General features: G+C 70.5%; 25 protein-coding genes. 10 read left to right on the forward strand and 15 right to left on the reverse strand.

The window, feature by feature from the left end; all coding sequences use genetic code 11:
* Positions 1 to 66 precede the first annotated feature (66 nt).
* The 5 genes from VFZ39_RS12405 to VFZ39_RS12425 form a co-directional block, all read right to left on the reverse strand.
* The gene (locus tag VFZ39_RS12405; RefSeq protein ID WP_330866077.1) at positions 67 to 1,284 is read right to left on the reverse strand and encodes an amidohydrolase family protein; all 1,218 of its coding nucleotides are present in this window, start codon (positions 1,282 to 1,284) and stop codon (positions 67 to 69) included.
* A 124-nt stretch (positions 1,285 to 1,408) separates the two neighbouring features.
* Positions 1,409 to 1,894 (reverse strand): SRPBCC domain-containing protein, encoded by a 486-nt coding sequence (locus VFZ39_RS12410; RefSeq protein ID WP_330866078.1) that lies wholly within the window; start codon positions 1,892 to 1,894, stop codon positions 1,409 to 1,411.
* 25 nt (positions 1,895 to 1,919) lie between these two features.
* Entirely contained in the window at positions 1,920 to 2,264 is a 345-nt protein-coding gene (locus VFZ39_RS12415; RefSeq protein WP_330866079.1) for a metalloregulator ArsR/SmtB family transcription factor, read from the reverse strand.
* Positions 2,261 to 2,719, reverse strand: coding sequence for an SRPBCC family protein (locus VFZ39_RS12420; protein WP_330866080.1), 459 nt, complete (start codon positions 2,717 to 2,719; stop codon positions 2,261 to 2,263). The genes VFZ39_RS12415 and VFZ39_RS12420 overlap by 4 nt, the downstream gene beginning before the upstream one ends.
* Before the next feature lie 106 nt (positions 2,720 to 2,825).
* Positions 2,826 to 3,437 (reverse strand): hypothetical protein, encoded by a 612-nt coding sequence (locus VFZ39_RS12425; RefSeq protein WP_330866081.1) that lies wholly within the window; start codon positions 3,435 to 3,437, stop codon positions 2,826 to 2,828.
* A 135-nt stretch (positions 3,438 to 3,572) separates the two neighbouring features.
* Between VFZ39_RS12425 and VFZ39_RS12430 the strand changes: the two genes are divergently transcribed.
* The 3 genes from VFZ39_RS12430 (at position 3,573) to VFZ39_RS12440 (ending at position 6,098) form a co-directional block, all read left to right on the forward strand.
* Entirely contained in the window at positions 3,573 to 4,004 is a 432-nt protein-coding gene (locus VFZ39_RS12430; protein ID WP_330866082.1) for a hypothetical protein, read from the forward strand.
* 159 nt (positions 4,005 to 4,163) lie between these two features.
* Entirely contained in the window at positions 4,164 to 4,511 is a 348-nt protein-coding gene (locus VFZ39_RS12435) for a hypothetical protein (RefSeq protein ID WP_330866083.1), read from the forward strand.
* 345 nt (positions 4,512 to 4,856) lie between these two features.
* Positions 4,857 to 6,098 carry an HNH endonuclease signature motif containing protein gene (locus VFZ39_RS12440; protein ID WP_330866084.1) on the forward strand — a complete coding sequence of 414 codons (1,242 nt, stop codon included), beginning with the start codon at positions 4,857 to 4,859 and terminating at the stop codon, positions 6,096 to 6,098.
* Between the two features lie 20 nt (positions 6,099 to 6,118).
* On the opposite strand, the gene VFZ39_RS12445 is transcribed toward VFZ39_RS12440, so the two are convergent.
* From VFZ39_RS12445 to VFZ39_RS12455, 3 genes are all read right to left on the reverse strand, one after another.
* Positions 6,119 to 9,073, reverse strand: a complete 2,955-nt coding sequence (locus VFZ39_RS12445; protein WP_330866085.1) for a (Fe-S)-binding protein — start codon at positions 9,071 to 9,073, stop codon at positions 6,119 to 6,121.
* Between the two features lie 113 nt (positions 9,074 to 9,186).
* Positions 9,187 to 9,486 (reverse strand): hypothetical protein, encoded by a 300-nt coding sequence (locus VFZ39_RS12450; RefSeq protein WP_330866086.1) that lies wholly within the window; start codon positions 9,484 to 9,486, stop codon positions 9,187 to 9,189.
* Positions 9,479 to 9,799 carry a hypothetical protein gene (locus tag VFZ39_RS12455; protein WP_330866087.1) on the reverse strand — a complete coding sequence of 107 codons (321 nt, stop codon included), beginning with the start codon at positions 9,797 to 9,799 and terminating at the stop codon, positions 9,479 to 9,481. The genes VFZ39_RS12450 and VFZ39_RS12455 overlap by 8 nt, the downstream gene beginning before the upstream one ends.
* A gap of 87 nt (positions 9,800 to 9,886) precedes the next feature.
* On the opposite strand from VFZ39_RS12455, the gene VFZ39_RS12460 reads away from it, so the two are divergent.
* The 4 genes from VFZ39_RS12460 to VFZ39_RS12475 are packed head-to-tail and all read left to right on the forward strand — an operon-like array spanning position 9,887 to position 13,173.
* Positions 9,887 to 10,216, forward strand: coding sequence for a hypothetical protein (locus VFZ39_RS12460; RefSeq protein WP_330866088.1), 330 nt, complete (start codon positions 9,887 to 9,889; stop codon positions 10,214 to 10,216).
* 1 nt (position 10,217) lies between these two features.
* Positions 10,218 to 11,942 (forward strand): putative T7SS-secreted protein, encoded by a 1,725-nt coding sequence (locus tag VFZ39_RS12465; protein WP_330866089.1) that lies wholly within the window; start codon positions 10,218 to 10,220, stop codon positions 11,940 to 11,942.
* Complete coding sequence (locus VFZ39_RS12470) at positions 11,942 to 12,352, forward strand: hypothetical protein (protein ID WP_330866090.1); 411 nt, start codon at positions 11,942 to 11,944, stop codon at positions 12,350 to 12,352. Before VFZ39_RS12465 ends, VFZ39_RS12470 begins: the two co-directional genes overlap by 1 nt.
* On the forward strand, positions 12,349 to 13,173 hold the full coding sequence (locus tag VFZ39_RS12475; RefSeq protein ID WP_330866091.1) for a hypothetical protein: 825 nt from the start codon (positions 12,349 to 12,351) through the stop codon (positions 13,171 to 13,173). Before VFZ39_RS12470 ends, VFZ39_RS12475 begins: the two co-directional genes overlap by 4 nt.
* 28 nt (positions 13,174 to 13,201) lie before the next feature.
* Here the strand turns inward: VFZ39_RS12475 and VFZ39_RS12480 are convergent, their stop codons facing one another.
* From VFZ39_RS12480 to VFZ39_RS12490, 3 genes are read right to left on the reverse strand one after another with little or no spacing between them, the layout of a single operon-like run.
* Complete coding sequence (locus VFZ39_RS12480; RefSeq protein ID WP_330866092.1) at positions 13,202 to 15,673, reverse strand: hypothetical protein; 2,472 nt, start codon at positions 15,671 to 15,673, stop codon at positions 13,202 to 13,204.
* Positions 15,674 to 15,722: 49 nt separating this feature from the next.
* Positions 15,723 to 16,481, reverse strand: coding sequence for an IclR family transcriptional regulator (locus VFZ39_RS12485; protein ID WP_330866093.1), 759 nt, complete (start codon positions 16,479 to 16,481; stop codon positions 15,723 to 15,725).
* 56 nt (positions 16,482 to 16,537) lie between these two features.
* The gene (locus tag VFZ39_RS12490; RefSeq protein ID WP_330866094.1) at positions 16,538 to 17,038 is read right to left on the reverse strand and encodes a hypothetical protein; all 501 of its coding nucleotides are present in this window, start codon (positions 17,036 to 17,038) and stop codon (positions 16,538 to 16,540) included.
* Between the two features lie 172 nt (positions 17,039 to 17,210).
* Between VFZ39_RS12490 and hutH the strand changes: the two genes are divergently transcribed.
* Positions 17,211 to 18,779, forward strand: coding sequence for a histidine ammonia-lyase (gene hutH, locus VFZ39_RS12495; RefSeq protein ID WP_330866095.1), 1,569 nt, complete (start codon positions 17,211 to 17,213; stop codon positions 18,777 to 18,779).
* The gene (gene hutU, locus VFZ39_RS12500) at positions 18,776 to 20,431 is read left to right on the forward strand and encodes a urocanate hydratase (protein ID WP_330866096.1); all 1,656 of its coding nucleotides are present in this window, start codon (positions 18,776 to 18,778) and stop codon (positions 20,429 to 20,431) included. The genes hutH and hutU overlap by 4 nt, the downstream gene beginning before the upstream one ends.
* A gap of 61 nt (positions 20,432 to 20,492) precedes the next feature.
* On the opposite strand, the gene VFZ39_RS12505 is transcribed toward hutU, so the two are convergent.
* Positions 20,493 to 21,824 (reverse strand): MFS transporter, encoded by a 1,332-nt coding sequence (locus tag VFZ39_RS12505; protein ID WP_330866097.1) that lies wholly within the window; start codon positions 21,822 to 21,824, stop codon positions 20,493 to 20,495.
* A gap of 84 nt (positions 21,825 to 21,908) precedes the next feature.
* Here VFZ39_RS12505 and VFZ39_RS12510 point away from each other — a divergent pair, with 84 nt between their 5' ends.
* Positions 21,909 to 22,340 (forward strand): MmcQ/YjbR family DNA-binding protein, encoded by a 432-nt coding sequence (locus VFZ39_RS12510; protein ID WP_330866098.1) that lies wholly within the window; start codon positions 21,909 to 21,911, stop codon positions 22,338 to 22,340.
* A gap of 7 nt (positions 22,341 to 22,347) precedes the next feature.
* Here the strand turns inward: VFZ39_RS12510 and VFZ39_RS12515 are convergent, their stop codons facing one another.
* The 3 genes from VFZ39_RS12515 to VFZ39_RS12525 form a co-directional block, all read right to left on the reverse strand.
* Entirely contained in the window at positions 22,348 to 23,613 is a 1,266-nt protein-coding gene (locus VFZ39_RS12515; protein ID WP_330866099.1) for an aminoglycoside phosphotransferase family protein, read from the reverse strand.
* 47 nt (positions 23,614 to 23,660) lie between these two features.
* Positions 23,661 to 24,533 carry a CoA ester lyase gene (locus VFZ39_RS12520; RefSeq protein WP_330866100.1) on the reverse strand — a complete coding sequence of 291 codons (873 nt, stop codon included), beginning with the start codon at positions 24,531 to 24,533 and terminating at the stop codon, positions 23,661 to 23,663.
* Positions 24,526 to 25,596, reverse strand: a 1,071-nt coding sequence (locus tag VFZ39_RS12525) for a CoA ester lyase (RefSeq protein ID WP_330866101.1), incomplete at its 5' end; no start/stop codon positions are given. The genes VFZ39_RS12520 and VFZ39_RS12525, both read right to left, overlap by 8 nt.

Raw genomic sequence — 25,596 nt, forward strand, 5'->3', positions numbered from 1 at the left:
CTTCGGGCAGCTGGACACCGACCTTGCAGGGGCGCGTCATGAGCCCCAATCTAGGCACCGCTCCGATCACGAAAGTGGACGCACGCCAAGGGGAAGCGGGAGTCCTCTCATGATGACCTGTTGGGGGCTTCCGAGCAGTAAGGGGTTCTTGGAGAGCTCACCGTCCACCACCAGCAGGTCGGCGGCGCATCCCGCGGCGAGCCGGCCGGTTTCGTTCTCCAGCCCGCATACTCGGGCGGCCACCGACGTCGCTGCCGCGAGGGCGTCGGCAACGGGGTAGCCGGCCTCGACCATGTCGCTGACCGCGCGCCAGACGTTGCCGTGCTGTTTGGGCGGCGCCATCCCAGAGTCAACGCCGGTGACCACGACGACTCCGTGCTCGCGGAGCCGGCCCAACACGCTCAGCTGGAAGTCATAGAGAGCGTCGAGGCTGGTGAAGCCCAGGGAAGCGAGGAGCGCGGCGAGAGGCGGGGGTGGTGCGGGCATCGCGGCGTGCAGGGTGCGGTCGTTGCCCATGGTGAGGTCGACGTACAGGCCACGGCGGGCCACCGCCTCGAGCAGCCCGTCGCCGATCCGTGCGCCCTCGGGAGCGAGGCCCGTGAAGTGCTCGATCCCGTCGACGCCGGCGGCCAGGGCGTGCTGGATGCCGAGCAGCGAGTGCGCGTGTGCCACGACGGGCAGGCCGGTCTCGTGTGCGGTATCGACGAGGTTGGTCAGCTCAGCGACGCCATACTGGGCGCCAAACTGGTCGGACCCCGGTGTCGCAAACCCGCCCGAGGCCATCACTTTGATGACGTCGACGCCGCGCTCGGCGTGCTCGGCGACCGAGGTACCCAGGTCGCTGCCCCCGACCGCTCCGCCCAGGAAGTGGCAGTGCTCGCCGGGCGTCGTGATGGGGGGACCAGAGGCCACGACACGCGGCAGACCAGCACGCTCACCGAAAGCGAGAGTGCGGTACGCGCGGTCGCCCAGGTCCCGCACGGTGGTCACGCCGGCCACTGCGTGCGTCGCCAGCGACTCGGCGATGACCTGGTCGATCGCCTGCTCCGGCATCGCCGCGGCGCGCTCCAGTCCTCCGACCGTAGCGTCGGCGACCAGGTGACTGTGGCAGTCGATCAGCCCCGGCAGCACGGTGCCGCCGTAGTCGGACACCTCGACGCTCTCCGGCAGTGTGGCGCACCCCGACTCGACACCGACGATCCGGTCCTCGTCCCACACCACGGTGGCACCGTCTGGCAGGAATCGGCTGCCGTCGAAGGCGTGCGCCGCGCGGATGGCGCGCATGAGACCACGATCCCGCGCCACCTGACTCACGGCAAGGGATCGAGATCTCAGGAGTCCTGGTCGAGGGTGCGGCATGGTCCAGAGCGGAGTACGTTCCTTGATCGCGCCAGTTGCCGCTGATTGCCTATGGCCGACTCGTGGCGTGTTGTCTCACAGCCGCGTGGTCCTCCTCGCGGGTACGCATCGTGCCCTGGCCGGTGGCGATTCGCTGGCGCAAGCTCTCGGTGATGTAGTGCCGCCACGCGTCGTGGCAGACGTCGAAGCACTCATCGGACCGCCCGAGGCCCTCGTGAGTGAAAGTCACCCGCGTCTGGCCGTCGTGGGAGGCGATGTCGAAGCGGCCCTGCGTTCCGATCCACTCGCCCTTGTCTGCGATGAAGTCGAGGTAGCCGTCCGTGAACTCCCACACCACCCGCTCGCCGGCGACGAGCTCGGCCGTGCGCTGCTTGGAGTAGTGGAGGTCTGGTACCAGGTAGAACCAGTCGGCGCCTACTTGGTCGGTGGGGCCGACGATGTTGGTCGCACCCCACCAGGAGCGGACGTCGATGATGGCCTCGTACACCTCCTGCGCCGTCGCGTCCACGGTGAAGGTGTGGGTCAGGTCGCTCATGCGTTCGGTCCTTTCGTCGGCCATTTCATTGCTCCCTTGTTTCGCGGTGATGAAGCGCCTCGGCCAGGCGCTTGATGCGCCGGAGCCGGCCGTCCCAGGCGTTGCTCACGGCGTTGAGCTGCGCGAGGGCTCGGGCGAACTGCTCCTCGTCGATCCGGTAGTGCCGCTCGCGGCCAACCGTCTGCCCGTGAACCAGCCCGGCCCTGTCGAGCACAGCGAGGTGCTTCGCGACCGCCTGCCGGCTCACCGGAAGCCGCTCGCTGAGCGAGGTCGACGTACCCGACCCAGCCGCGAGCAGCAGATCGAGCATCCGCCGGCGAGTCGGGTCGCCGATCGCCGACCACAGCTCGTCGTCGACTTGGTCGCTCATGAGTGGGTGGCTACCTTCGCGGCGTACGTGACGAGGCGCGGCAGGAAGTAGTCCCACCCCTGGACGTGATCCTGGTACGTCGCCTCGAGCACAGCCGCTTCCCAGCCGCGTTCGCGGAAGCCGGTCTCTCGGAAGCGCACCAGTGTGCCCTCGCCCTGCGGGACGAGCTCGAAGGTGACGAGCAGCGAGTTGCCCTCCACCGCCTCCTCTCCGGCCGGGTGCGTCCAGCGGAACGAGAAGCGGGTAGGCGGCTCGAGGTCGACGACGGTGAGCGCCTCGACCTTGCCGCCGGCGTCGTCGGCGAACAGGATCTCGCCCGCCGACCCGACCACGGTCTCGTAGCGTGCCTCGTCGGGCCACCACTGCTTCACGTGGGCTGGGTCGCTCACCACCTCGAACACGATCTCGGGCGGCGCATCGATGTAGAGCTGGCGTTCGATGGTTCCTAGCTCCATGCTTGCCTCCCGCAACGTTTGGTTGCGTGTAACCCTAGTACGGGAGCGCCAAATGCGCAACCATCTATTGCGTGTGGCCCAGGATGCCGGTCGCGGGTCCCAGGGGTCAGCCCTGGAACAGCTTGAGCCAGGCTGCGATCGCGCCGCCGAGGCCAACGACCGTCGCGGCCAGCCATTGCCAGTGAGTCCGAACGAACCTCCGCCCGCTGTACGACGGATCCACCCGCACACGGACGGTTCGCTCCAGGACCGGCAACGAGACGCGCTCATTTGGGTGGTCGGGCAATGGAATCCGCATCGCCACACGAAGTTGGAGTGAGTGAGCGCCACTGCGTTCAGGGATCACGTCGAACTGCCACAGCGCGGTGGGGCGAAGCAGTTGCTCGGCGGCGTTCCCCAACTGCAGAGACGTGATGGTGAACGCGGCCCCGGTCAGCTCGACCGCCATGAAGGGTGTCGTCTCCACGTCTTCAATGGGGGCGTCGCCCGAGCCCGACGCGAGGGTGCGGAGGTAGTTGTCCAGACCCATGTGCTGCGCGATGGCAACGGTCACTCGCTCTGTCCGGCCCTGGCGCATGTGCTCGGGTGGGTTGAACAGCAGGCGCCCTTGTTGGACGTACATCGACAGTGCGTTGTCGATAACCGCCTGGGCGGGGCTGGATGGCGAATGTGCGCGCCCGGCCACCTCGAGTGTTGCCTCGCCGAACTCGAGTCTCAACCGGCGTTTGGATCGGCGGGACCATGGGAATGAACGATGCGGGGCGGGGGCAGGTGCAGGAGCGCTCGCGGCCGCTGGCTCCCGGACAGGCTCGGGCCTAGTCGTGCGGGTTGCCCAGTCCAGAAAGGCGCCGCAATGAACGCAGAACTGCTCGGCTGGGCGATTCTTCCCGCCGCACTGATGGCATGGTCGCGATTGAGGTTGCGGAACTGGGTCCGGCGGCATGCGCCGCGCGAGCTCATCACAGAGGTGCGTGACCTCCCGCGCGAACTCAGGGTCCACGCGTCCGGCGTCCTCGATCGCCCTCACGACACGTCTGAGAGCGTCTGGATCCGCAGCGTCATCAACGACTGTCAGGGCCGCAGGGCCTACGACTCGGAGAAGCAGCTCCCGCAGTCTTGCGACCAAGTCGTCGATGCCCGCATCGACATCGGCAGCGTGCTCATGCGAGCCAAGTCCCGCATACCTCACCACCAACAGACCGTCGATCATGGCGCCTCCGAACTCGCCGCAGGTCTGGTTCAACTGTCTCACCTGCCGCGGGTCAGGAGCGTGCAGCGGCAATGAACTCGTACTAGCTCGTCCGTGCATTACGAATACTGGTCGGTCAGCCAGTCGTCCGGAGCAACGAGGCCCCAGTGGACCTCACTCAACTCCGGCGCCTCGCGTCGTCGGTGCGGCATGATCAGCCTGCCTACATCCGAGGCACCTACCCACGGGGGAATCGTGACCAGCCCGCTGACACCCGACCCGTCCGTGCTGCCGACACCGGCATCGACGAGGACCGCCGCCCTGATTGTCGCCGTCGCGGCCCTGCTGGTCGGCGCGGCCGCCGGCTACCTGCTTGGACAGCGCAGCCCTGCGATGCACACCACGCAGGCTCGATGCGTGTCGGCCCAGGGCGCCATCTCGTGTCGGAAGGTCGATGGCGAAGGCAACGTCGATCGCAACGACGACTGGACCTGTGGCGTCCCCTGGAAGTCTCGTGGACCAGCAACGGCATCTTCCACGAAGGGGACCGGCCCGAGTGTCTGCCGCCAACTGGCAACGGCCTGTCCGACATCGTCGAGCTGACCTGGGTCGACGTCGAAGTCTCAGGTTCGAGTTGGCGAGAGGTCGTCTTCGTCGGCTGCAACTGATCACCGAGGCCCGCTCGACCTCCGGGCGCGCCGGTCGTTGCAGGGTTCGCGGGCCGCTAGTCGTCCACATGTGGGCCTCGGGACAGGTGTTCCACAGGCGGCGTGCAGTTCGGTCGTTCTTGTCGGCTAAGTGCGGGTGAATGGTGGCCATGGCGATCACTCCGTTCCCGTACCCGACCCCCGCTGACGCGGCCGGTGTCGTGGCGTCGGCGTGCGCGGGGATCGACGGAGTCGCCGACGTGCTCTGGTCCGCTCGGCCCGATGACGAGCGGTCGCGGGGGTGGAGGAGCTCCAGCAGCTCAAGGCCAAGACCGCGGCGCTGGAGGCGTCGCTGTTGGCGGAGATCGACGCCCGCGAGATCCCCCGCAAGCAGCTGGCGTGGGGGTCGACCGCGGACTGGTACACCCACCTGGCCGGCACCACCCGTGGCGAGGGCAAGCGCACCGTGAAGCACGCCCGGGAACTCGTCGGCGAACGACGCGCGACGTATGCAGCGCTGGCGGCCGGAGACGTTTCACCGCAGCAGGCCGGGGTGATCCTCGACGCCATCCGCCGCCTTCCCAAGGCCACGCAGGTCCGCCGTCGTGGTGAGCAGACCCTGATCGACGGAGCGGGCCGGTTGAACGCCTCGGAGCTCCACCGCGCCGGCCGGCACCTGCTCGCGGTGGTCGACCCCGAGGGTGAGGAGAAGCGGGCCGAGAAGGACCTCGACCGCGAAGAGAGGGCTGCCCACCTCGACCGTGGGTTGTCGATCACCGACGACGGTCTGGGTGGGGTCCGGATCCGCGGACGTGGCACCGTCGAGGACGGTGCCACCCTGCGCGCCGCGCTGCTGCCGTTCACGAAGCCCAAGCCAGCCGAAGACAAGCAGGGGACGGCGACCGAGTCGGAGGGGTGTGAGCCGGGGGAGGACACCCGCGACCACGGCGCCCGGATGTGGGACGCCCTCGTCCAGCTTGCCGAGCACGCGTTGAACACCGACATCGCACCCGCCAGCCACGGCGCCCGCCCCCGAGTCACGGTCACCATCGACGCCGACACCCTCCACGACCACAACGACGAGCGCCACAGCGGCTCCGGCTCAGGGTCCGGGTCCGGGGTGGGAGTCACGGACGACGGCCTCGACCTCTCCGCCGCCGCGGTGCGGCGGATGGCGTGTGACTGCGACCTGATCCGGGTCCTCCTCGACACCGACGGCTGCCCACTCGATGTGGGCCGCACCCACCGGCTCGTCACGCCGGCGATCTGGACCGCCCTGGTCGCCCGCGACCAGCACTGCGCGTTCCCCGGCTGCACCCGGCCACCGGTGATGGGACATGCGCATCACATCCGCCACTGGATCAACGGGGGACCGACCTCGCTCGAGAATCTGGTGCTGTTGTGCGGGCACCACCACCGCACCATCCACCACACCCCCTGGCAGGTCAGACTCGCCGCCGACGGCAAACCGGAGTTCCTGCCCCCACCCAAAGCCGGACGACCACCCCCGGAGTGGATCCGCCACCGCTGTCGACGCGAATGACGCCGGTCGCTCAGGCGAGCTCAGAGGTCGAAGAGCGAACCCTTCTCGTCGATTTCCACATCGGTCTTGGGCTGGTGGGCCTTACCCGTGGACTCCGGCTTGTCCACCTCGGTCTCTGCCTCGGTCTCTGCCTCGGTCTCTGCCACTGCCTCGGCCTCGGCGGCGGGCTCGGGCGCTGGCTCGGGCTCCACGTCGAAGAGGGAACTACCAGTCGCAGGCTTGGGCGCAGTCTCCTCCGGCTCCACGTCGAACAACGAGCCGCCCGTCGACGCCGGCTCGCTCTTGGTGGTCTCCTCGGGTTCCACGTCGAACAACGAGCCGCCCGTGGAGGCAGGGTTCTCGGGCTCGACGTCGAAAAGCGAGCCCCCGGTGGCGGGAGGGGTCGGCGGGGTGTCGTCGGCCGGAGCGTCACCGGAGACGTCGAACAGCGAGCCACCGCCGGACAGGGAGTCGTCGTTCGCCTGGCTGACGGCCTCGGTCCGCGCCTCCTTCTGCTCCTCCTGCGAGGGCGAGTCCGAACCGACATCGAAGAGGGAGCCGCCAGTGGGAGAAGCCTTCGCCTCCTCAGGGACGGACGCCTCCGGGGCGGTGGTCGCCGCCGGTTCGTCGCCGCCGACGTCGAACAGCGAGGAGCCGCCGCTGGCCTTGGCAGCGGGTCCGGCGTCCGCGGTCTCGGTGATCGTGCCCTCGGTCTGGGTGGCGTCGCCGGGTGCGGGCTCGGCGGCGGTCGCCTCGTCGCGGGTGAGCGTCGCGGTGGCCACACCGCCGCTGGCTGAGGCAGACGCCTCCACCTTCGCCGCCCGGGTGGCCGACTCGCCCTTCACCGAGGCCAGCAGCATCTGGGCCACGTCGAGGACCTCGACCTCAGCGCGGGCGTCTCCGGAGTCCTGCAGCGCTGCGAGCCCGTCGGACAGCATCACGCGGCAGAACGGGCAGCCGACCGCGATCTGGTCCGCGCCGGTGCCGACCGCCTCGGTCGTGCGGTTCAGGTTGATCCGCTCGCCGATCGTCTCCTCCATCCACATCCGCGCCCCGCCGGCACCGCAGCAGAAGGACCGCTCGGAGTTGCGCTCCATCTCGACGAAGTCCGCGCCCGGGAGCACCTGGAGCAGCTCGCGCGGAGGTGTGTAGACCTGGTTGTGGCGTCCGATGTAGCACGGGTCGTGGTAGGTGATGGAGCGCTTGGCCGCCCCCGCGCCGTCCTGGACCGGGGTCAGCCGGCCCTCCCGGACCAGCCGGTTCAGCAGCTGGGTGTGGTGGACGACCTCGAGCTCGATGCCGAACTCCCGGTACTCGTTCTTGAGGGTGTTGAAGCAGTGCGCACAGGTCGACACGACCTGCTTGACCTTGAACTCCTTGAAGGTCTCGACGTTCTGCTGCGCCAGCCCCTGGAAGACGAACTCGTTGCCGGCCCGGCGGGCTGAGTCGCCGGTGCACGTCTCGCCCTTGCCCAGTACGCCGAACGAGACGCCGGCGATGGTCAGCAGCTCGGCCACCGCGCGGGTGGTCTTCTTGGCGCGGTCCTCGTACGCGCCGGCACAGCCGACCCAGAACAGCCAGTCGACGGACTCCAGGGACTCGAGGTCCTCACCCACCACCGGCACGTCGAAGTCCAGACCCTGCGCCCAGTCCAGCCGCATGCTCGGCGACAGGTTCCACGGGTTGCCCTTGGACTCCATGCCCTTGAACAGCTGGTTGAGCTCGGCGGGGAAGTTGTTCTCGACGAGCACCTGGTAGCGACGCATGTCGACGATGTGGTCGACGTGCTCGATGTCCACGGGGCACTGCTGCACGCAGGCGCCGCACGTCACGCACGACCAGAGCACGTCCGGATCGATGACGCCGCCACCCGTGGGGTGCCAGGCCTCGCCCTCGGTGACACCGACCAGGGCCCGCTCCACCTCGGCGGCGAGCTCGGGGTCGTCCTCGAGCAGCTTCTCCCGTTTGGCCTGGTCGGCCTGCAGGTACGAACCGATGTGGAACGCGTGGTCCCGCAGGTTCATGATCAGCATCTTGGGCGAGAGCGGCTTCTCGGTGTTCCAGGCCGGGCACTGGCTCTGGCACCGGCCGCACTCGGTGCAGGTGGCGAAGTCGAGCATCCCCTTCCAGGAGAAGTCATCGATCTTCCCGATGCCGAGCGTGGTGTCCTCGTCCATGTCCTCGAGGTCCTCGAGGGTGACCGGCTGGCCGGCCGAGGTGAGCGGCTTGGCCGCACCGAGCGCCACCGGCTGCCGCTTGAAGAGCACGTTGAGCGGAGCCACGAAGATGTGGAGGTGCTTGCTGTTGAGCACGATCAGCAGGAACACCAGCATCACACCGATGTGGAGCAGCAGCCCGATCCCCTCGAGCACGTGCAGGGTGTCCTCCGAGAGCCCGTCCAGCGCGTTGCCGAGGGCGACCGAGAGGAACGCCCCGCTGTCGTAGGGGAGGTTGCCGGCGGCGGAGGCCGCGCCGCGGAACAGGAACATCGTCCAGATGACGTTGAAGATCATGACCAGCACGAGCCATGCGCCACCGAGGTGCGACCCCTTGAAGCGCGACCTGCGCCCCAGCTTCTCGGGCGCGTTCCGCAGTCGGATCTGGGCGAACACGACGAGGCTGATGACGGCCAGGATCGCGATCAGGTCCTGGGCGAACCCGAGCACCTCCCAGTGGCCGACGATCGGGATCGCGAAATCGTCGGAGATCAGCAGCACGCCGTACGCCTCGACGTAGACGCTGCCGAGGATCACGAAGGCCCAGAAGACGAAGAAGTGTGCAGCGCCGGGCACGGTCCACTTCAGCAGCCGCTGCTGTCCGAAGACCTCCACCACCTGGTTCTTCACGGCGCGACCGAGCCGGCTCGTGACGCCCTCGAGGCGGCCGGGGTCGGGTTGGCCGCTCCGGATCAGACCGGTCAGCCACATCACCCGGCGTGCCGCGATCGGCAGCGCGATCGCGTTGATGATCAGGCCGACGATGAGGACCCAGTTCACGACGTCTCCTTGAAGCAGGGGTGGTGCGTCGCGCCGAGACTACGGCGACCGGCGGGTCGCGGTCAGGGGGCGAGCTGTGTGAGTCACGTTACCCGTGGGTACGCCGGGTGTCGTCAGTGGACGATCGCGACGTTCTCGACCTCGATCTCACGGGCGTCCTCGCGGTACGTCGCGACCGCCCCCTTCACCTGGTCGAGCGCCTCGGTGAGCCGCGTGAGCCCGTCTCGCAGTCGCCGCTCGTAGTCGCGCTGCGCCACGCGCGACGGCGTCTCCTCGGTCCAGGCAGGCGTCTTGGTGTCGACCTCGTCCAGGAGAGCAGTGACCTGCTCGTGAATCGCCTCGGAGGCCGTGGCCATCGCTTCCTCGATGTCGGAGAGGGCGGCTTGGTGGACCACCAACGACCGCTCAGTCATGGCTGCCTCCGAGTCGGTCGACGAGACCGCTGTAGGTCCGGGTCTGCTCGCCCTCGTTGAGCACGTGCTCGTTCGCGACGGTCATGATCGCCTGCGCGTAGCCCTCCAGGATCGGGCCGAGGGTAGTGGCGACGTCGAACCAGGCGGCGAGCGCCTCACCGAGGCCGGTGGCCGCCTGGCCCTTGAAGCCGACGGCTGCGGTCTCGATCGCGCCACCGAGGTCGGTCAGGACCGTGTTGAGCGGCTCCAGACCGGCGGCCACCGCCCGCGCAGCGTCCTGCAGCTCCTGGAACTCCAGGCTGATGTTGCTCATGGCGCCATCGTGCCCCGCGCAGCCGCCCGGCAAACCGGCGACTGGATGGTGGTTTCGAGCCGTATTCGGCGGGGAACGGTGCCTGGCATGCCGTCGTACGACTTCGAGGTGGACCTCCAGAGCCTCGGGAAGGCCGCTCAGGGCCTCGCAGAGACCGTCCAGCTCTTCAAGGACAAGGACGTCGAGGACCTGGTCCCGTCGGAGGACGACCTCGGCAGCGAGGTCGTGTGGGACGCCGTCGACGAGTTCAAGAGCCGGTGGGAGGAGGGCGTCAACAACCTCTGCAAGGACGTCGAGGAGATGGCCGGCCGGATCGGCAAGATCGCCATGAACTACTACGAGACGGACCAGGGCGGGTACGACGCGTTGCACACGGTCGCGGGCACGCTCGCCGAGCTGAAGATCCTGGAGTCCTGACGTGCCCGACTTCACCGTCCGCGGGAATCCCGGGGCGATCCGGGCGCGGGCCACCCTGACCTCGGAGAAGGGCAGCCTGTTCGACGACACCGGCGAGGCGCTCTCGAAGATCGACACCAGCGGCTGGACCGGCCGGGCCGCCGACCACTTCCGCGACGCCCACGACCTGGAGCCGGACCGGTGGTTCAAGTCCGGGAACGGCTTCCGCAGGGCAGGCGCCGCTCTCCTCGCCTACGCGGACGCGCTCGAGGACGCCCAGGCCGTCGCCACCTGGGCCGAGGGGGAGTACACGCGCGGAGAGGACTCGACCGGCGCGTACCGGAGCTGGTTCGACTCCGAGACCGATCGGTTGCAGACCGGGCTCGCGAACGGCACCTACTCCTCGATCACGCTGCCGGTCTGGGACGACCCGGGCGACGAGATCCGCACCAACGCGATCAGCGAGTTCAACGCCGCCGTGGCCACCCTGGAGAACGCCGCGCAGGTGTGCGCCGGCGAGGTGAAGGCCGGGTGCGCGGACGCCCCCGAGGAGCCGTCGTGGTGGGAGTCCGGACTGCGGTTCGTCGGCGGCATCTTCCAGGGCGCCGGCGAGGCGCTGTGGGACATCGCCACGATGCTCCCCTTCAGCCCGGCGAACCTGATCCAGGACGCCTGGGCGCTCGCCACCGGCGAGCTGACCCCCGAGGAGCTGGCGAAGACCTACGAGCTCGACTGGGAGACCGCGGTCGGCATGTGGGACGCGCTGCGCGAGGACCCGGTCGAGTTCGGGAAGAACCTCGGCAAGGGGCTGCTCGACTGGGACACCTGGGCCGACGACCCCGCCCGCGCCATCGGGCACCTCGTCCCCGACGCGATCGCGGCGCTCGCCACCGGTGGCACCGGCGCGGTCGCGACCCGCGGCGCCAAGGGTGGGCTCGACGTCCTCGACGTGCTGTCCGACCTGGGCAAGCTCGATAACCTCGGCGACCTCGCCAAGCTCGACGAGCTCGGGTCGCTGAGCCGGCTCGACGACCTGGCAGACCTCAGCAGCCTCGAGCGGGCCCGCGTCTACTCGATGATGGACGACGTCCCGCACACCACGGCGTACGCCCCCGAGCAGCTGGGGTCCGGTCGGGTCGACGACATCCTCGGCGACCACGGGCTCGACCGCGACGGCTTCATCGACCTGGTCAACACGCCGGCCGACGAGCTCACGGCGGCGGAGCGGGCCACGCTGAGCTCGGTCCGTGACGACCTCCCGATGCCCGACGCCGACACCGTCATGCAGAAGGTGGTCCCGCCGGAGGTGGCCGACCGCTACATCATGGGCCGCGACCCGGACTTCCAGGTCGACAGCGTCCGCGGCGCGGTCACCGACGCCTCCGACACCTCACACCTCGGGACGCCGCAGCAGATCCACGACGGGCTGCGGCTCGACTACGACGGGTCGCCGTACTCCCCCGACGACGCCTCGACCCATGTCATCCGGTTCCAGACGGACACGCCGGACTTCGAGGTGCCGCGGCACAGCGACATGGGCGGGTCCGGCCAGTTCGACGACTGGGGCGACCCCTTCACCGGCAACGGGTTCACGAAGTCCGGGGATGACATCATCCCCGAGTACGCGACCGGTCCGGACGGGGTCACCATGAGGGATGGCGCCGAGATGTGGGAGACGTTGGATGACGGCACGCAGCGGCTCATCGCCGTCCTGCGTGACGGCGAGTGGATCCCCCAGGGGAACTGATGACCGACGCTGACACCGCACTCGGCGGCTACTACCTCGTGTACCGCGGCACGACCCACCCCGTGCTCTTCAGCGGCGAGGGCTGGCTGGCGGTCGCCGCGACCGAGGACCAGCGGGAGCAGTTCCCGGACGCGGTCGAGCACGGCGTGAACAGCCGCGGCAGCTGGGTCAAGCTCCCGGTCGACGCCGTCGAGCGTCGGTTCCGCCGGACCGTCGAGGCGACCTGGCGCGACGAGCCGGTGACGGTCGTGGGACCGGTCCTCGACGGAACCGTGCTGCTTCACTACCGCCGCTCGCCGGAAAGGGCAGCCGAGCTGGGCATGGCCGGAGACCGGCAGAGCGGGTGGCAGCTGCGGGTGCCGCTCGACGAGGTGGACGTGGTCAACGTCTCGGACAGGGACTTCTCGTGAGCACTCAGCGGCGGACCGTGCTCCAGAAGCTGCTCACGTCCGACCTGGGATCCGCCATCGTGGAGGAGGGCTACGACCAGGTCGGTGGGTACGTCGTCGACGCGGGTGCGGCCGCTGGGCTGCGCACGCCCGACGCACTACTGGCCGCGCACGGCTTCGAGGCGGGCGGGGAGTACGTCGACGTGGTGCGGTTCGAGCTTCCGCCCCTGGCCAGCCTGCGGCGGCCGACGACGGAGGGTGAGCGGCCGTGGCCGACCTACCCCAGCGGGTTCCTGCGCGGCGACTCGCTGGTCCCGGTGTGGGAGCTGAGCCGCACCCGCTACCCCTACGGCGCCGAGTACTGGCGGATCCGCGCCGACGGCGAGCAGCGCTGCCTGTCGGCGTACCAGGGTGCGGCGCGTGGCTGGCGCGGTGCCAGCGGCTGGCGCGCCCCCACCCCGCTCGTGGGCCCTCGCGCCCGGTGGCGCGGTCGCGAGGTGCCGGCCGACGTGGTCGGCGACGGGGCGCTGCTGACCTTCGGCCCCGCGGACGCACCGGCCGAGGCCGAGGAGATCAGGCCCGGTGTCTGGGCCGCGGGCGTCCCGCTGGCCGACTGCGAGCTGTTCGAGACGGTGCTCACGGCCTCGGTCGACGGAGTCTCCGTCCGGGTGCTGGAGTCCGACGGCACGACCGCGCGCGTGCTGCTGCTGTCGGACCGCGAGGAGGACGCCGCCCGTGTGGGCGCCGGCCTCGCGGAGCCTGGCGTCTTCGAGGCGGACGTCGCCGTGACCCGGCTCGCGGACACCAGCGGCGTCACGAACGAGCTCGCCCGGCCGTCCTGACGGTCGCGGCCAGCGCCTCGCCGCAGCGTCAGCCGGCTCGATGGACCGCTCTCACCCGGCCGTCTCGGCGCAGCACCACCTGTACCCGCACCTCGGGGTCGCGGCGCGTCCGTGCGCAGTAGTGGAAGGTGTGGTCCCGGCGCAGGTAGGGCTGCCCGACCCGCTCCATCACTGTTCGCACCGGCAGGCCGGTGGCTGCCTTGGCCCGGAACGCCTTGACGCGCATCCTCAGTCCAGGGTTGCGACACGAGTCCGGGGCCACGCCCATCGCCCGCTCCCAGGTCTGCAGGTAGGCCTCGGCACCGCGTGCCATGTCGGTCACGATCGCGTCCCCGTCCCCGCGCTGGGCGTCGGCGACCTTGCGGAGGTCCTCGATCCAGTCCGGGTAGAGCCCGTACTGTGCGACGCCGTCGACGTTCACGTCGTACACCCGCTGGCCTGCGCGCTGCCGGCCGATCGTAACGCCGCCGAGCCCGCGGAACGGGTAGGAGACCGGGTTTGGGACGTCGGCGCCGCGCGGGTCGCCCTGTGCGCCGAGGCCGTTCATGTCGGCGCCGTAACCGATCCCGAAGTAGTAGCGGTCGTCGGCCCATCCGAGGTGTCGCCGCCACTTGGCGACGAAGCCGGTCGAGTCGCCGGCGTACGGCGCGATGAAGCCGCCCAGCCGGTAGATCCGCGGGTAGGCATCCGGGGTCGACCAGGAGTGGCTGGAGATCACACCTCCGTAGCCGCGCTGCTCAACCTGGTCGAGCAGGCTGGCGCGGGCGGTGACGCTCATGTGGTCGGGGTCGATCAGCATCCCGTGGTCGGCCAGCCGCTTGACGAGATGGGCGCCGAGGTCGGTCAGGCCACGACGGTTGCAGTGGTCGGGCGGCGGGTAGATCGGCAGCGCGCCGAGCTGGCCGTAGACCTTGCCGATCGCTCCGAAGAGCGCGTCCTGCTGCTCCGCCGAGATCTCCGGGACCGCGTACTGGTTCTTGTCGTGAGCCCCCGCCGGCTTCGGGTTGCAGTGCCGCATGTCCCAGAAGCTGCCGGTCTCCAGCTTGTTGGCGGTGTTGACGACGACGCCGGTCGTGCCGGTGTCGCCCGCCACGCCGGACAGGGCGTTGTCGAACTTGTTGACCAGCTCCATCTGTCGGACGCCGAGCGCGCGGACCTCCGCGAGCTGCCGGTCGATCGACCGCTTGGTGCACCGCGCGTCCGGAACGTCGTTTCCCAGCCGGACGGTGAAGGTGCAGCCGAACGGGACGCTGGTCTCGATACCCATCACCACCGCGAGCCTGCCGGAGTTGATCACCCGGCGCGCCTGCCACGGGTCGGTGACGATCCGGTACCACCCCTTGCCCGGGCCACCCCACTGAGCGTCGACGTAGTCCTGGAGCTCGTACATCCGCTGCGCCTGCAACCGGATCGAGTCCATGTCGTCGCAGGAGTTCTTGCCCGCCACGGGGAACGGGTAGAGCCGGCACAGCTGGTTGTTCTCGACCAACAGGTTCACGAAAAGCCGCTGGCCTCCCCGCCAGGCGCGCTCCATCCACCGGTAGTAGGTCCCCTCGTGCGTCAGGGAGTCGGGCGCCGGCCAGTCCTTGAACGTCGGCCACCCGATCGGGTCGTGGTAGGGCTGCGAGGAGAGGAGGGCCTCGAGCGGGTTCACACCGGCGACGTGGTCCGGGCAGTCCCGCAGCGCGTACGGCGCGCCGAACCGGTCCCACGGCTTGCCGCAGTGGGCGCCACCGCCCAGGAACTCGAACGCCATGCCGTGCGTGTGCGCGTCGACGTACCCCCGCACCTCCTGGAACGGGGAGACGCCCGCGAAGGGTGCGCCCCGGACATTGATCTGCGCCTCCGGGTAGCGGGCGCAGCCGGTGGTGCGCGTCAGCAGGAACGAGGTGCGGTTCCCGGCCCGCAGGACCTCATCACCGTTCCTGAACGAGGTCAGCCGGCCATCGCGCACGGCGCGCCAGACGGTGCGATCGCTCGGGACCGTCGCCTTCGCGCCGCCAGCCGAGACGAACCGCCGATCGGCGTCGTAGAGCAGGTAGTGAACGAGGTCGGTCGCCTGGAAGTACAGCGGTTCTCCACCCGGTACGAGCCGGTAGCACCCGCCCGCCATGGCATACAGGTCCTGCGGGTGCCGGGATCGTGGTCGCGAGATCCGAGCGGTGGTCAGCTCGGGAGCGGCGGCGCTTCGAGCCACGACGACCCCGACGGCGTTCGCGACCTTCTCCGGCAACGACGTCGGGTCCTCGGTCTGCGCGCCGCTCTCGTCCGTCCGGGAGAGCGCGTTCTTGGTGGCGGGGTCGTGATGCGTGTGGGGCTTGGTCTCGTCGACCGCCTCGGCAGAGCTCGGCACCCTCGGCTGGACCGACGCGTCGTAGCCGATGAGCAGGTCGACGGTGCGGTCTCCGGCGGTCGCCGTGGTGACGGCCCCGGTGACCAGCAGGGCCGCGACGGTGCCCACGACCAGCAGGCGACGAGCGGTCGGTGGCTGGTGGGGCACGGCGGTCACCTCCGGGTCGGGCTTGCCCGGGTCAACGAGTGGCCGCGCCTCAGGTCACTCGACCGCCGATCCGCGCGGCCAGGGTGGCGGCTGCCTGCCGGGTGGCGTCCGCGAGCCGGGTCCGGTCGGCCGCACCGTCGGTGCCGAACGTGATCGCGATCGCGGCTACCGGGTGGCCGCTGTGGTCGAGCACCGCGGACGCGACGCTGGCGAAGCCCGGTGTGACCTCGCCGTCCTCGGTCGCATAACCGCGCGCCCGGGTGTCGGTGAGCAGGGCCCGCAGCTCAGAGGGCGAGGTCGGGCCGGTGCCATGGCGCTGCGTGAAGGCGCCGCGGTCGGGGTAGAGAGCGCGGACCTGTGCGGCCGACAGGGCGGCGAGGATCGCGCGGCCGCTCGCCGTGAGCGGGGCGGGGAGCCGGACGCCCACGTCGGTGACCAGGCTCGGCCTGCCCGGCGCTCGCTCCTCCAGCACGTACACGACGTCGCGGCCGTGGAGCACGGTGAGGTGGGCGCTCTGGTGCGTGGCGTCCACCACCGAGGCCAGCAGCCGCCGCGCGACCCGCTGCAGCGGCTCGTGCCGGGAGTAGCCGCTGCCGACCTCGAAGGCGGCGACGCCCAGGGCGAACCGGTGCTCGTCCTCGAGGTGGTCGACGAAGCCCTCCTCCGCCATCGCCTGCAGCAGGTGGTACGCCGTGCTGCGGGGCAGGTCGCACGCCTGCCGGATCCGGTCCAAGGGCACCGGCTCCGGCTGGCTGGCGAGGAACCTGAGCACGCGCAGGCATCGGGTCGCCGCCGGCACCTGGCTCATGTCCTGACTCTAGGTGCAGTCCGCGCCGATGACCCGCGCCGACGATCCGGTGCGGGTCAGGCGCGGTGGCTGCCCTCGTCGGTCGAGTCGGTCCGGCTGGTCTCAGGATGCGCGGTGTCGGCCTGGGTGGCGGTGTCGGCCTGGGTGGCGGTGTCAGCCCGGGAGGCCGTGTCGGCGTCACGGTCGCTGGCCGCACCGCTCGTGGTCGGGGCCTCCGGGTGGTACTCGTCGGCCTGGTGGTCGACGTCGGGGTCGACCCGGTCGGCCTCACGCACCCGGTCCTCGACGGTCGCCTCGTCCATCGCGACCGCACGCTCTGCCTCGGCAGCACGCGCTTGGGCGGCGTCGGCCTCGGCCCGCGTCTGCTGCGCCTCGGCGCGGTTGGCCTGCAGGCCCGCGGCGCCGGCCGCGGCGTCCTCGCGGAGCTGCGCCGCCTCGTGGCGGCGGTGCTCCTCGCCTGCGGTGCGTCGACGTCGGCTGATCGCTGCGATCACCGCCACGATCGCGATCAGCAGCGCGATCGCCACCACCAGCCAGATGATCTGTGCGGTCGTCATGTCGCCTCCTTCAGCGAGCCCGGTCAGGCGCCTCCTCTCCAACCTAGGCGCGGCGCGCCGCGCCGGCTCTCACCCCGCGGGATGGAACTCTCGGGCGCCGAGTCTGATATTCGAGACAACGGCCGAGCCGCGAGACTGGCGGGCGGGAGGCGTGCGGTCGTTGGATGGGGACATGTCCAGTCACCACGATTCCGACCTGCTGCCGGTCGCGGTCGGAACCGGGCCGGTCTCGTTCAGCGACGTGGTCGCGGTCGCCCGGTACGACGCCACGGTCTCGCTCACGCCCGAGGCCGAGGCCGCGATCGACCGCGCGCGCGCCGTCGTCGACGCACTCGCGGAGGAGCCCACGCCGGCGTACGGGATCTCCACCGGGTTCGGAGCCTTGGCGACGCGCCACATCGCGCCGGAGATGCGCGCCCAGCTGCAGCGGTCGCTGGTCCGCTCGCACGCTGCTGGCTCGGGTCCCGAGGTCGATCGGGAGGTCGTCCGCGCGCTGATGCTGCTGCGGCTCTCGACGCTGGCGACCGGCCATACCGGGATCCGGCTCGAGACCGCTCGGTTGATCGCCGGCCTCCTCACCCACGGCATCACCCCGGTCGTGCACGAGTACGGCTCGCTCGGCTGCAGCGGTGACCTCGCACCACTGTCGCACTGTGCGCTGGCGCTCATGGGCGAGGGCGACGTCCGGGACGCGAGCGGGACTCTCCGTCCGGCCGGCGATGCGCTGGCGGAGGTCGGCCTCACGCCGGTCGAGCTCGCCGAGAAGGAGGGGCTGGCGCTCATCAACGGCACCGACGGGATGCTCGGCATGTTGGCGCTCGCCCTCGCCGACCTGCGGCGGCTGCTGGCCGTCGCGGACGTGGCCGCGGCGATGTCGGTCGAGGCGCAGCTCGGCACCGACCGGGTGTTCGCCCCCGAGCTCCAGGCACTCCGGCCGCACCCCGGCCAGGCGGCCGCCGCCGCGAACCTGACGGTGCTGCTGGCCGACTCCGGCGTGGTCGCTTCGCACCGCGGCCCCGACTGCAACCGGGTGCAGGACGCCTACTCGCTGCGGTGCTCACCGCAGGTCCACGGCGCCGCCCGCGACACGGTCGCCCACGCCGCGGACGTAGCGCGCCGGGAGCTGGCCAGCGCCGTCGACAACCCGGTCGTGCTCCCCGACGAGAGGCGGGTCGAGTCGAACGGCAACTTCCACGGCGCCCCGGTGGGTTATGTGCTCGACTTCCTCGCGATCGCGGTCGCGGACGTGGCCTCGATCAGCGAGCGCCGTACGGACCGGTTCCTCGACAAGGCTCGCAGCCACGGGCTGCCGCCCTTCCTCGCCGACGACCCGGGCGTCGACAGCGGGCACATGATCGCCCAGTACACCCAGGCCGCCATCGTGTCGGAGCTGAAGCGACTGGCGGTGCCTGCGAGCGTGGACTCGATCCCGTCCAGCGCGATGCAGGAGGACCACGTCTCGATGGGGTGGTCGGCCGCGCGCAAGCTCCGCCGGTCCGTCGACGGGCTCACCCGGGTGCTGGCGATCGAGGTGCTGACCGCGGCCCGGGCGCTCGACCTGCGGGCGCCGCTCACCCCGTCGCCTGCGACCGGCGCGGTCGTGGCCCTGCTGCGCGAGTCCGGGATCGAAGGGCCTGGCCCGGACCGTCACCTGTCACCGGAGATCGAGACCTGCGTCGGGCTGGTCCGCTCCGGCGCCGTCCTCGATGCCGTCCAGTCAGTGATCGGAGAACTCGCATGACCAACCCACGCCTGCCCATCCACGCCCCGCGCGGAACCGAGCTGTCCGCCCGCTCGTGGCAGACCGAGGCGCCGCTGCGGATGCTGATGAACAACCTCGACCCCGCCAACGCCGAACGTCCCGAGGACCTCGTCGTCTACGGCGGCACCGGCAAGGCGGCCCGGAGCTGGGAGGCGTACGACGCGCTCGTGCGCACGCTCCGCACGCTGGGAGACGACGAGACCATGCTCGTGCAGTCGGGCAAGCCGGTCGGCGTCATGAAGACCCACGAGTGGGCACCGCGGGTGCTCATCGCAAACTCCAACCTGGTCGGCGACTGGGCCAACTGGGAGGAGTTCCGGCGGCTGGAGGACCTCGGGCTCACGATGTACGGCCAGATGACGGCCGGGTCGTGGATCTACATCGGAACGCAGGGCATCCTCCAGGGCACGTTCGAGACCTTCGCGGCCGTGGCCGAGAAGCGGTTCGGGGGGACGCTGGCCGGCACGATCACGCTGACCGCCGGCCTCGGCGGCATGGGCGGCGCGCAGCCGCTGGCGGTCACGATGAACGACGGAGTCGTGATCTGCATCGAGTGCGACCAGTCCCGGATCGACCGACGGCTCGAGACCCGCTACCTCGACGTCCAGGCCCGCGACCTCGACCACGCCCTCGAGCTGGCGGTGCAGGCGCGCGACGCGCGCAAGCCACTGTCGATCGGCGTGCTCGGCAACGCCGCTGTGCTCGTGCCCGAGCTCCTCGAGCGCGACGCGCCGATCGACGTCGTCACCGACCAGACCTCGGCCCACGACCCGCTCGCGTACCTCCCGGTCGGCGTTCCGTTCGAGGAGTGGGAGCAGCGGCGCGAGGCCGACCCGGCCGGGTTCACCAAGGAGGCGCAGGCCGCGATGGCGGCGCACGTGCGGGCCATGGTGGAGTTCCAGGACCGCGGGGCAGAGGTGTTCGACTACGGCAACTCGATCCGCGACGAGGCCCGCAAGGGCGGCTACGACCGAGCCTTCGAGTTCCCGGGGTTCGTGCCGGCGTACATCCGGCCGCTCTTCTGCGAAGGCAAAGGCCCGTTCCGTTGGGCCGCCCTCTCCGGCGACCCGGCCGACATCGCCGCCACCGATCGCGCCATCCTCGAGCTGTTCCCCGAGGACGAGAAGCTGCGCCGCTGGATCACCTTGGCCGGCGAACGGGTCGAGTTCCAGGGCCTGCCGGCGCGGATCTGCTGGCTGGGGTACGGCGAGCGTCACCGGGCCGGTCTGCGCTTCAACGAGATGGTCGCCTCCGGCGAGCTGTCGGCGCCGATCGTGATCGGTCGCGACCACCTCGACTGCGGCTCGGTCGCCTCGCCGTACCGCGAGACGGAGTCGATGCTCGACGGCTCCGACGCGATCGCCGACTGGGCCATCCTCAACGCACTCGTCAACACCGCCTCGGGCGCGACCTGGGTGTCCTTCCACCACGGTGGTGGCGTCGGCATCGGGCGCTCGCTCCACGCAGGCCAGGTCTGCGTGGCCGACGGCACCGACCTGGCAGCGCAGAAGATCGAGCGGGTCCTCACCAACGACCCCGGCATGGGCGTGATCCGGCACGTGGACGCGGGCTACGACCGGGCGGCTGAGGTGGCCGCCGAGCGCGACGTCCGCATCCCGATGTCAGAGTGAGGTAGTCCGCCGCCGAAATCATCGCGGACGGCGGTGAGGTGATGATTTCGGCGGCGGACTATCAGCTCGCGGTGGGTGCCGGCCCGCTGGGCGCGGTGACGTCAGGGGCGTCCGGCTCGCGTTCCGCGAGACCCACGCCGTTCACGACTGGCGGGATCAACCGCTCGACCTGCAGCGCCAGCAGGACCATGGCGGCGCAGCCGGCGACGATGGCGGCGATGAAGGCGGTGTCGAGTCCGCGGTCGAGCATCAGGCCGGCCACGACCGGGCCGGCGATGGTGCCGCCCTGGAAGGCGCCGGCGTTGACGGCGTTGTAGCGGCCGCGCAAGTGGTCGGGCGCGAGGTCGTTGGTGATGGCCGGGATGGTCGGTTGGAACATCGTCTCGCCGAGCGCGAACAGGCCGTGGAAGGCGAGAACGCCGGCGACCGCCGCGACCGAGCCGGGCACCAGCCCGGTCAGGCCGAGCACGACCCAGGACACCGACCACAGCAGGGACATCACGATCAGGACGCGGGTACGGCGGTGGCCCGTGATGAGTCGGAGCACGAGGAACTGGAGGCCGACGATCACCGCGGTGTTGACGGCGAACGCGAAGCCGATCACGTCGGTCGAGACCTCGCTGACCTGCCGGGCGAACGCCGGGAAGCCCGCCTCCATCTGGCCGTAGCCGACGAACGTGCCGAGGAAGGTGAGGGCCGTCATCCAGAGCACGACCGGCTTGCGAAGGATCTCGAGGTAGGCGCCGCGACCGCCTGCCTGCTCCTCGTCGGCCGGCGCCTCGGGACGCCCGGCCACGTGCCGCAGCGGGCCGAGCAGCAGCGCGATCGGGACCAGCATGCACGCCGCGTCTGCGAGGAAGATCACCGTGAAGGTGGTGGGCTGCGAGACGTCGACGTACAGCCCGCCGATCACGCCGCCGACGCCGATGCCGAGGTTGACCAGCGCGAAGTTGACGCCGAAGTACTGCTGCCGCGTCGCGCCCGTGGTGACGGCGGCGATCAACGCGTTGAACGCCGGCCACGAGACGCCGAAGTTGAAGCCGAGCAGCAGGAACGACAGGGCCACGACCAGCGGAGTGGTCGCGAACGCGAGGATCACGCACCCGACCAGCTGTGCGGACGTACCCATCAGCAGCATCCGCCGGGCACCGACCCTATCGGTGAGCGCACCTCCCGGACCGGTGACGGCGAGTGCCACCACCGCGATGAACGCCATCAGCGTGCCGGCGAGGTCGAGCGAGATGCCGCGCACCTCGTTGAGGTAGATGACGGTGAACGGCAGGGTCAGGCCGCGGCCGAGGGTCTGGATCGCGGTGGTCGAGAGCAGCCATCGACCGGCGGGCGACAGGTCGTTCCAGAACGTCCGGACACTCGGACGGGTCTCGCTGCTCACGCCTCCATCCTGGCTGGCGCCACTGACAAGGTGCACGCTAGTTTCCGACCTCACCGTGTCGGTGCTCGCGCGTAACGTGGCGTCGTGGCCCATCCGCAGATGTTCGACGACGAGGACCCGTTCCTCGCGCGGCTGCGTGAGATCGCGCTGGCCCTCCCGGACGCCGACATGAAGGTGTCCCACGGCGTCCCGGCCTTCTTCACGAAGAAGGTGTTCGCCTACTACGGCGCGTCGGTGAAGGTGGACGGCGAGTGGGTGCGGCACGAGCGGTGCGTGTCGGTGCTGCTCGACCCGGGCGAGCGGGAGGCGATGCTCGCCGACGAGCGGACGTTCGTGCCGGCGTACCTCGGGCCGTCCGACTGGATCTCGGTCGACCTGGTGCACGACGACAACGGGACGGTCGACGACGTCGACTGGGACGAGATCGCGGAGCTGCTCGACGCGTCGTACCGGATGACCGCCGGGCCGCGGCGGGTGGCGGCGCTGGACGCCGGGCGCTTGCCCGGGCGGGGTTGATCCAACGTCAGCGGCGGGCCTCCGCCACCGCCGCGGGCACCTTGCGCAGCAGGTACGCCACGACCCCGCCGAGCTCGAACGCCGAGGCGGGCTCAGTCGCCAGGGCGATCCGGTGGAACGTGTCGGCCTGGAAGGCCAGGTTGACGACGGGTGCGAGCTCGGCGGCGCGATCGACCTGCGCGTCGGGGAAGGCCTCGCGCCACGGCTGGGCGAACGCTGCGAAGAGGGCGCTCTCCGACGGTCGGCGGTCATCGAAGTGGGCGAGGTGGTAGCCGTCGAGGATGGGATGGCTGACGCAGGCGTCGGTGAGGTCGAAGACACGCAGCACGGAACCGTCGTAGGCGACGTTGCCGAGATGCAGGTCCCCGTGGTCGAGGGTGTTCGGGAGGCCGCAGTCCCACAGCTCGTGCACCATCTGCTCGACCTCGTCCGTCACCGCCGTGAGGGCCGTGCGCTCCTCGGGAGTGAGCTGCGCCAGCTCGCGGCTCTCGGACACGACACGCCGGTAGCCGGCCACGGTGACGTCGGCGCCGCGAAGGGGCGCACCCGCTGCCAGCAGCTCGTCGATGATCTCCAGCGACGCGAGCTGCACGTCTCCCCACCGGGCGGCGAGCGCGACATCGGCGCCGGGTGCCCGGTCGGACTCCCCGGCTCCGCGCATCGGCTCCATGAGCAGCCAGCCCCGGCTGTCGTCCGTCGCGATCAGCTCGGGTACGACGTCAGGGAAGTGCTCGGCCAGCACCCGGTGCAGCCCGGCCTCGCCGCGGAACAGGTCGCAGGACCCCTTGAACCAGACGTCGCCCGTGTCCGTGGGAATCCGGAGCACGGCGGAGATGGACCACACCCGGCTGACGCGCATCACGCCCGTACGACGCCGGCCGGTCACGGCCAGCTCACCGTCCACCCATGCCTCCACCTCGTCGTACCACCCGCGGTGGAACCAGGCGGGTCGCAGCGTCGGTGGCTCGTCGAGCTCAGGGAGAGTGCGGGCCATCAGCTCGACCACGGCGGGGTCGGCGAGCTCGGTCGGCGTTACCCACGTGCCGTCCGGAACCGGCAGCGCGCGGCACCCGACGATGTCGAGGTAGCGGTCCTTCTCCACCCGCAGCATCGGGGCGAGGTAGACGTCGGCAGCGACGAGGTCGAGCGCCCACGTGAACCGCTCGTCCTCGTGTTCGGCGACGTCCTCGTCGACCTCGAGCTCGGGCAGCCGGCCGTCGATGACCAGCACCTTCCCGTCGTGGAGCAGAGCGACGTGGGCGACCGCGGACATGCCGACGATGGTGACAGAGCCGGATCGGCGCCGCCTGCCGTTTTCGGTCAGGCCCGGTCGGCCTCCAGCGCCTGGATCGCGTCGTGGATCTGCAGCGTGCGACTGGCCGACTCGACGTGCAGGTTCTCGACCATCCGGCCGCGGTAGGTGACCACGCCCGAGGTCCGGTCCTCCCATGCGCGGAGGATGCCGCGCGCGTCCTCGACCGCCTGCGCCGACGGTGCGAACGCGGCATTGGCACCCTCGACCTGGCCCGGGTGGATCAGGGTCTTGCCGTCGAAGCCCAGCTCGCGGGCCTGCCGGCACTCGGTGAGGAAGCCGTCCTCGTCCTTCACGTCGTTGTAGACCCCGTCGAGGATCACCTTGCCGGCGGCGCGGGCGGCCAGCAGCGCCAGGCCGAGTCCCGCGAGCAGCGGTTGGCGGCCGGGTACGTGCTCGGCGTACAGCTCCTTGGCGAGGTCGTTGGTCCCCATCACCAGCACCGTGAGGCGGTCGGAGGCCGCGGCGATGTCGTCGGCGTGGAGGATCGCGTACGGCGTCTCGATCATTACCCACAGCTTCGTGTGGTCCGGGGTGTCGTGGCCGGCCATCGCGTCGACCAGGGCCAGCACCGCATCAGCGCTGTCGACCTTCGGCACCAGGATCGCGTCGGGCCCCGCTGCGCACGCGGCCGCCAGGTCGTCGGCGTGCCACTCGGTGTCGGCCCCGTTCACTCGGATCGTGACCTCCCGGCCGCCGTACGCGCCGGACGCTGCGGCGGCACACGCCGCCTCGCGTGCGGCTGGTTTGTCGTCGGGGCCGACCGCATCCTCGAGGTCGAGGATCAGCCCGTCGCAGGGAAGGCTCTTGGCCTTGTCGAGCGCGCGCGCGTTCGAGGACGGCATGTAGAGGACGCTGCGGCGCGGCCGGAAGTCACTCATCGGAGCCGACCTCGATCGCGTCGTACTTCTGCTTGAGCTCGGGGTCGATCGCGGCCAGCTGCTCTGCCAGCTCCACCATCACCAGGCACTGCTTGAGCGAGGCGTCGTCCTCCATCTTGCCATCGAGCATGACCGCGCCGGTGCCGTCGCCCATGGCGGCCACCACCCGACGAGCGTGCCGGATGTCGTCGACGCTCGGGCTGAAGACCCGGTGGGCGATCGCGATCTGCTTGGGATGGAGGCTCCAGGCACCCACGCAGCCGAGCAGGAACGCGTTGCGGAACTGGTCCTCGCACGCCACCTCGTCGGCGATGTCGCCGAACGGGCCGTAGTACGGGTAGATGCCGTGCATCGCGCACGCGTCGACCATCCGCGCGATCGTGTAGTGCCACAGGTCCTGCTGGTAGGTCTCGCGGACCCGGTCGGGCTGCTGCGGGTCGGGGTCCTGGCGCACCACGTAGCCGGGATGACCACCGCCGACGCGCGTGGTCTTCATCCGTCGGTCGGCCGCGAGGTCGGCGGGTCCGAGCGAGAGCCCCTGCATGCGGGGACTCGCGCCGCAGATCTCCTCGACGTTCGCGACGCCGCGGGCCGTCTCGAGGATCGCGTGCACCAGGATCGGTCGGTCGAGGCCGGCCTTGGCCTCGAGCTGGGCGAGCAACCGGTCGACGTAGTGGATGTCCTCCGCTCCCTGCACCTTCGGGACCATCACCACGTCGAGCCGGTCGCCGATCTCGGTGACGAGGGTGGTCAGGTCGTCGAGCACCCAGGGACTGTCGAGTGCGTTGACCCGGGTCCACAGTTGCGTGGGCCCGAAGGGTGTCTTCTGGGCGATCCCGACCAGGCCGGCGCGGGCGGCGTCCTTGCGGTCGGCCTTGACGGCGTCCTCGAGGTTGCCGAGCAGTACGTCGACCTTCCCCACCAGGCCCGGCACCTTGGCCGCCATCTTCTCGTTGCTGGGGTCGAAGAAGTGGATCGCCCGGCTCGGTCGGGCCGGGATCTCGCGCAGCGGCTCGGGGGCGCCGACGGCCAGCGGGCGGAAGAAGTCCTTGGCGGGGCGTGA

The organism is Nocardioides sp. (genome assembly GCF_036374615.1).
Taxonomy (GTDB): domain Bacteria; phylum Actinomycetota; class Actinomycetes; order Propionibacteriales; family Nocardioidaceae; genus Nocardioides.

Excerpts from the sequence above, each read along its gene's own strand:
- VFZ39_RS12405 (WP_330866077.1), bottom strand. The coding sequence starts at position 1,284 with ATGCGCGCCATCCGCGCGGCGCACGCCTTCGACGGCAGCCGATTCCTG.
- VFZ39_RS12455 (WP_330866087.1), bottom strand. The coding sequence starts at position 9,799 with ATGAGCAACATCAGCCTGGAGTTCCAGGAGCTGCAGGACGCTGCGCGG.
- VFZ39_RS12485 (WP_330866093.1), bottom strand. The coding sequence starts at position 16,481 with ATGAGCCAGGTGCCGGCGGCGACCCGATGCCTGCGCGTGCTCAGGTTC.
- hutU (WP_330866096.1), top strand. The coding sequence starts at position 18,776 with ATGACCAACCCACGCCTGCCCATCCACGCCCCGCGCGGAACCGAGCTG.
- hutH (WP_330866095.1), top strand. The coding sequence starts at position 17,211 with ATGTCCAGTCACCACGATTCCGACCTGCTGCCGGTCGCGGTCGGAACC.
- VFZ39_RS12515 (WP_330866099.1), bottom strand. The coding sequence starts at position 23,613 with ATGTCCGCGGTCGCCCACGTCGCTCTGCTCCACGACGGGAAGGTGCTG.
- VFZ39_RS12420 (WP_330866080.1), bottom strand. The coding sequence starts at position 2,719 with ATGGAGCTAGGAACCATCGAACGCCAGCTCTACATCGATGCGCCGCCC.
- VFZ39_RS12520 (WP_330866100.1), bottom strand. The coding sequence starts at position 24,533 with ATGAGTGACTTCCGGCCGCGCCGCAGCGTCCTCTACATGCCGTCCTCG.
- VFZ39_RS12460 (WP_330866088.1), top strand. The coding sequence starts at position 9,887 with ATGCCGTCGTACGACTTCGAGGTGGACCTCCAGAGCCTCGGGAAGGCC.
- VFZ39_RS12430 (WP_330866082.1), top strand. The coding sequence starts at position 3,573 with ATGAACGCAGAACTGCTCGGCTGGGCGATTCTTCCCGCCGCACTGATG.
- VFZ39_RS12410 (WP_330866078.1), bottom strand. The coding sequence starts at position 1,894 with ATGAGCGACCTGACCCACACCTTCACCGTGGACGCGACGGCGCAGGAG.
- VFZ39_RS12470 (WP_330866090.1), top strand. The coding sequence starts at position 11,942 with ATGACCGACGCTGACACCGCACTCGGCGGCTACTACCTCGTGTACCGC.
- VFZ39_RS12450 (WP_330866086.1), bottom strand. The coding sequence starts at position 9,486 with ATGACTGAGCGGTCGTTGGTGGTCCACCAAGCCGCCCTCTCCGACATC.
- VFZ39_RS12415 (WP_330866079.1), bottom strand. The coding sequence starts at position 2,264 with ATGAGCGACCAAGTCGACGACGAGCTGTGGTCGGCGATCGGCGACCCG.
- VFZ39_RS12490 (WP_330866094.1), bottom strand. The coding sequence starts at position 17,038 with ATGACGACCGCACAGATCATCTGGCTGGTGGTGGCGATCGCGCTGCTG.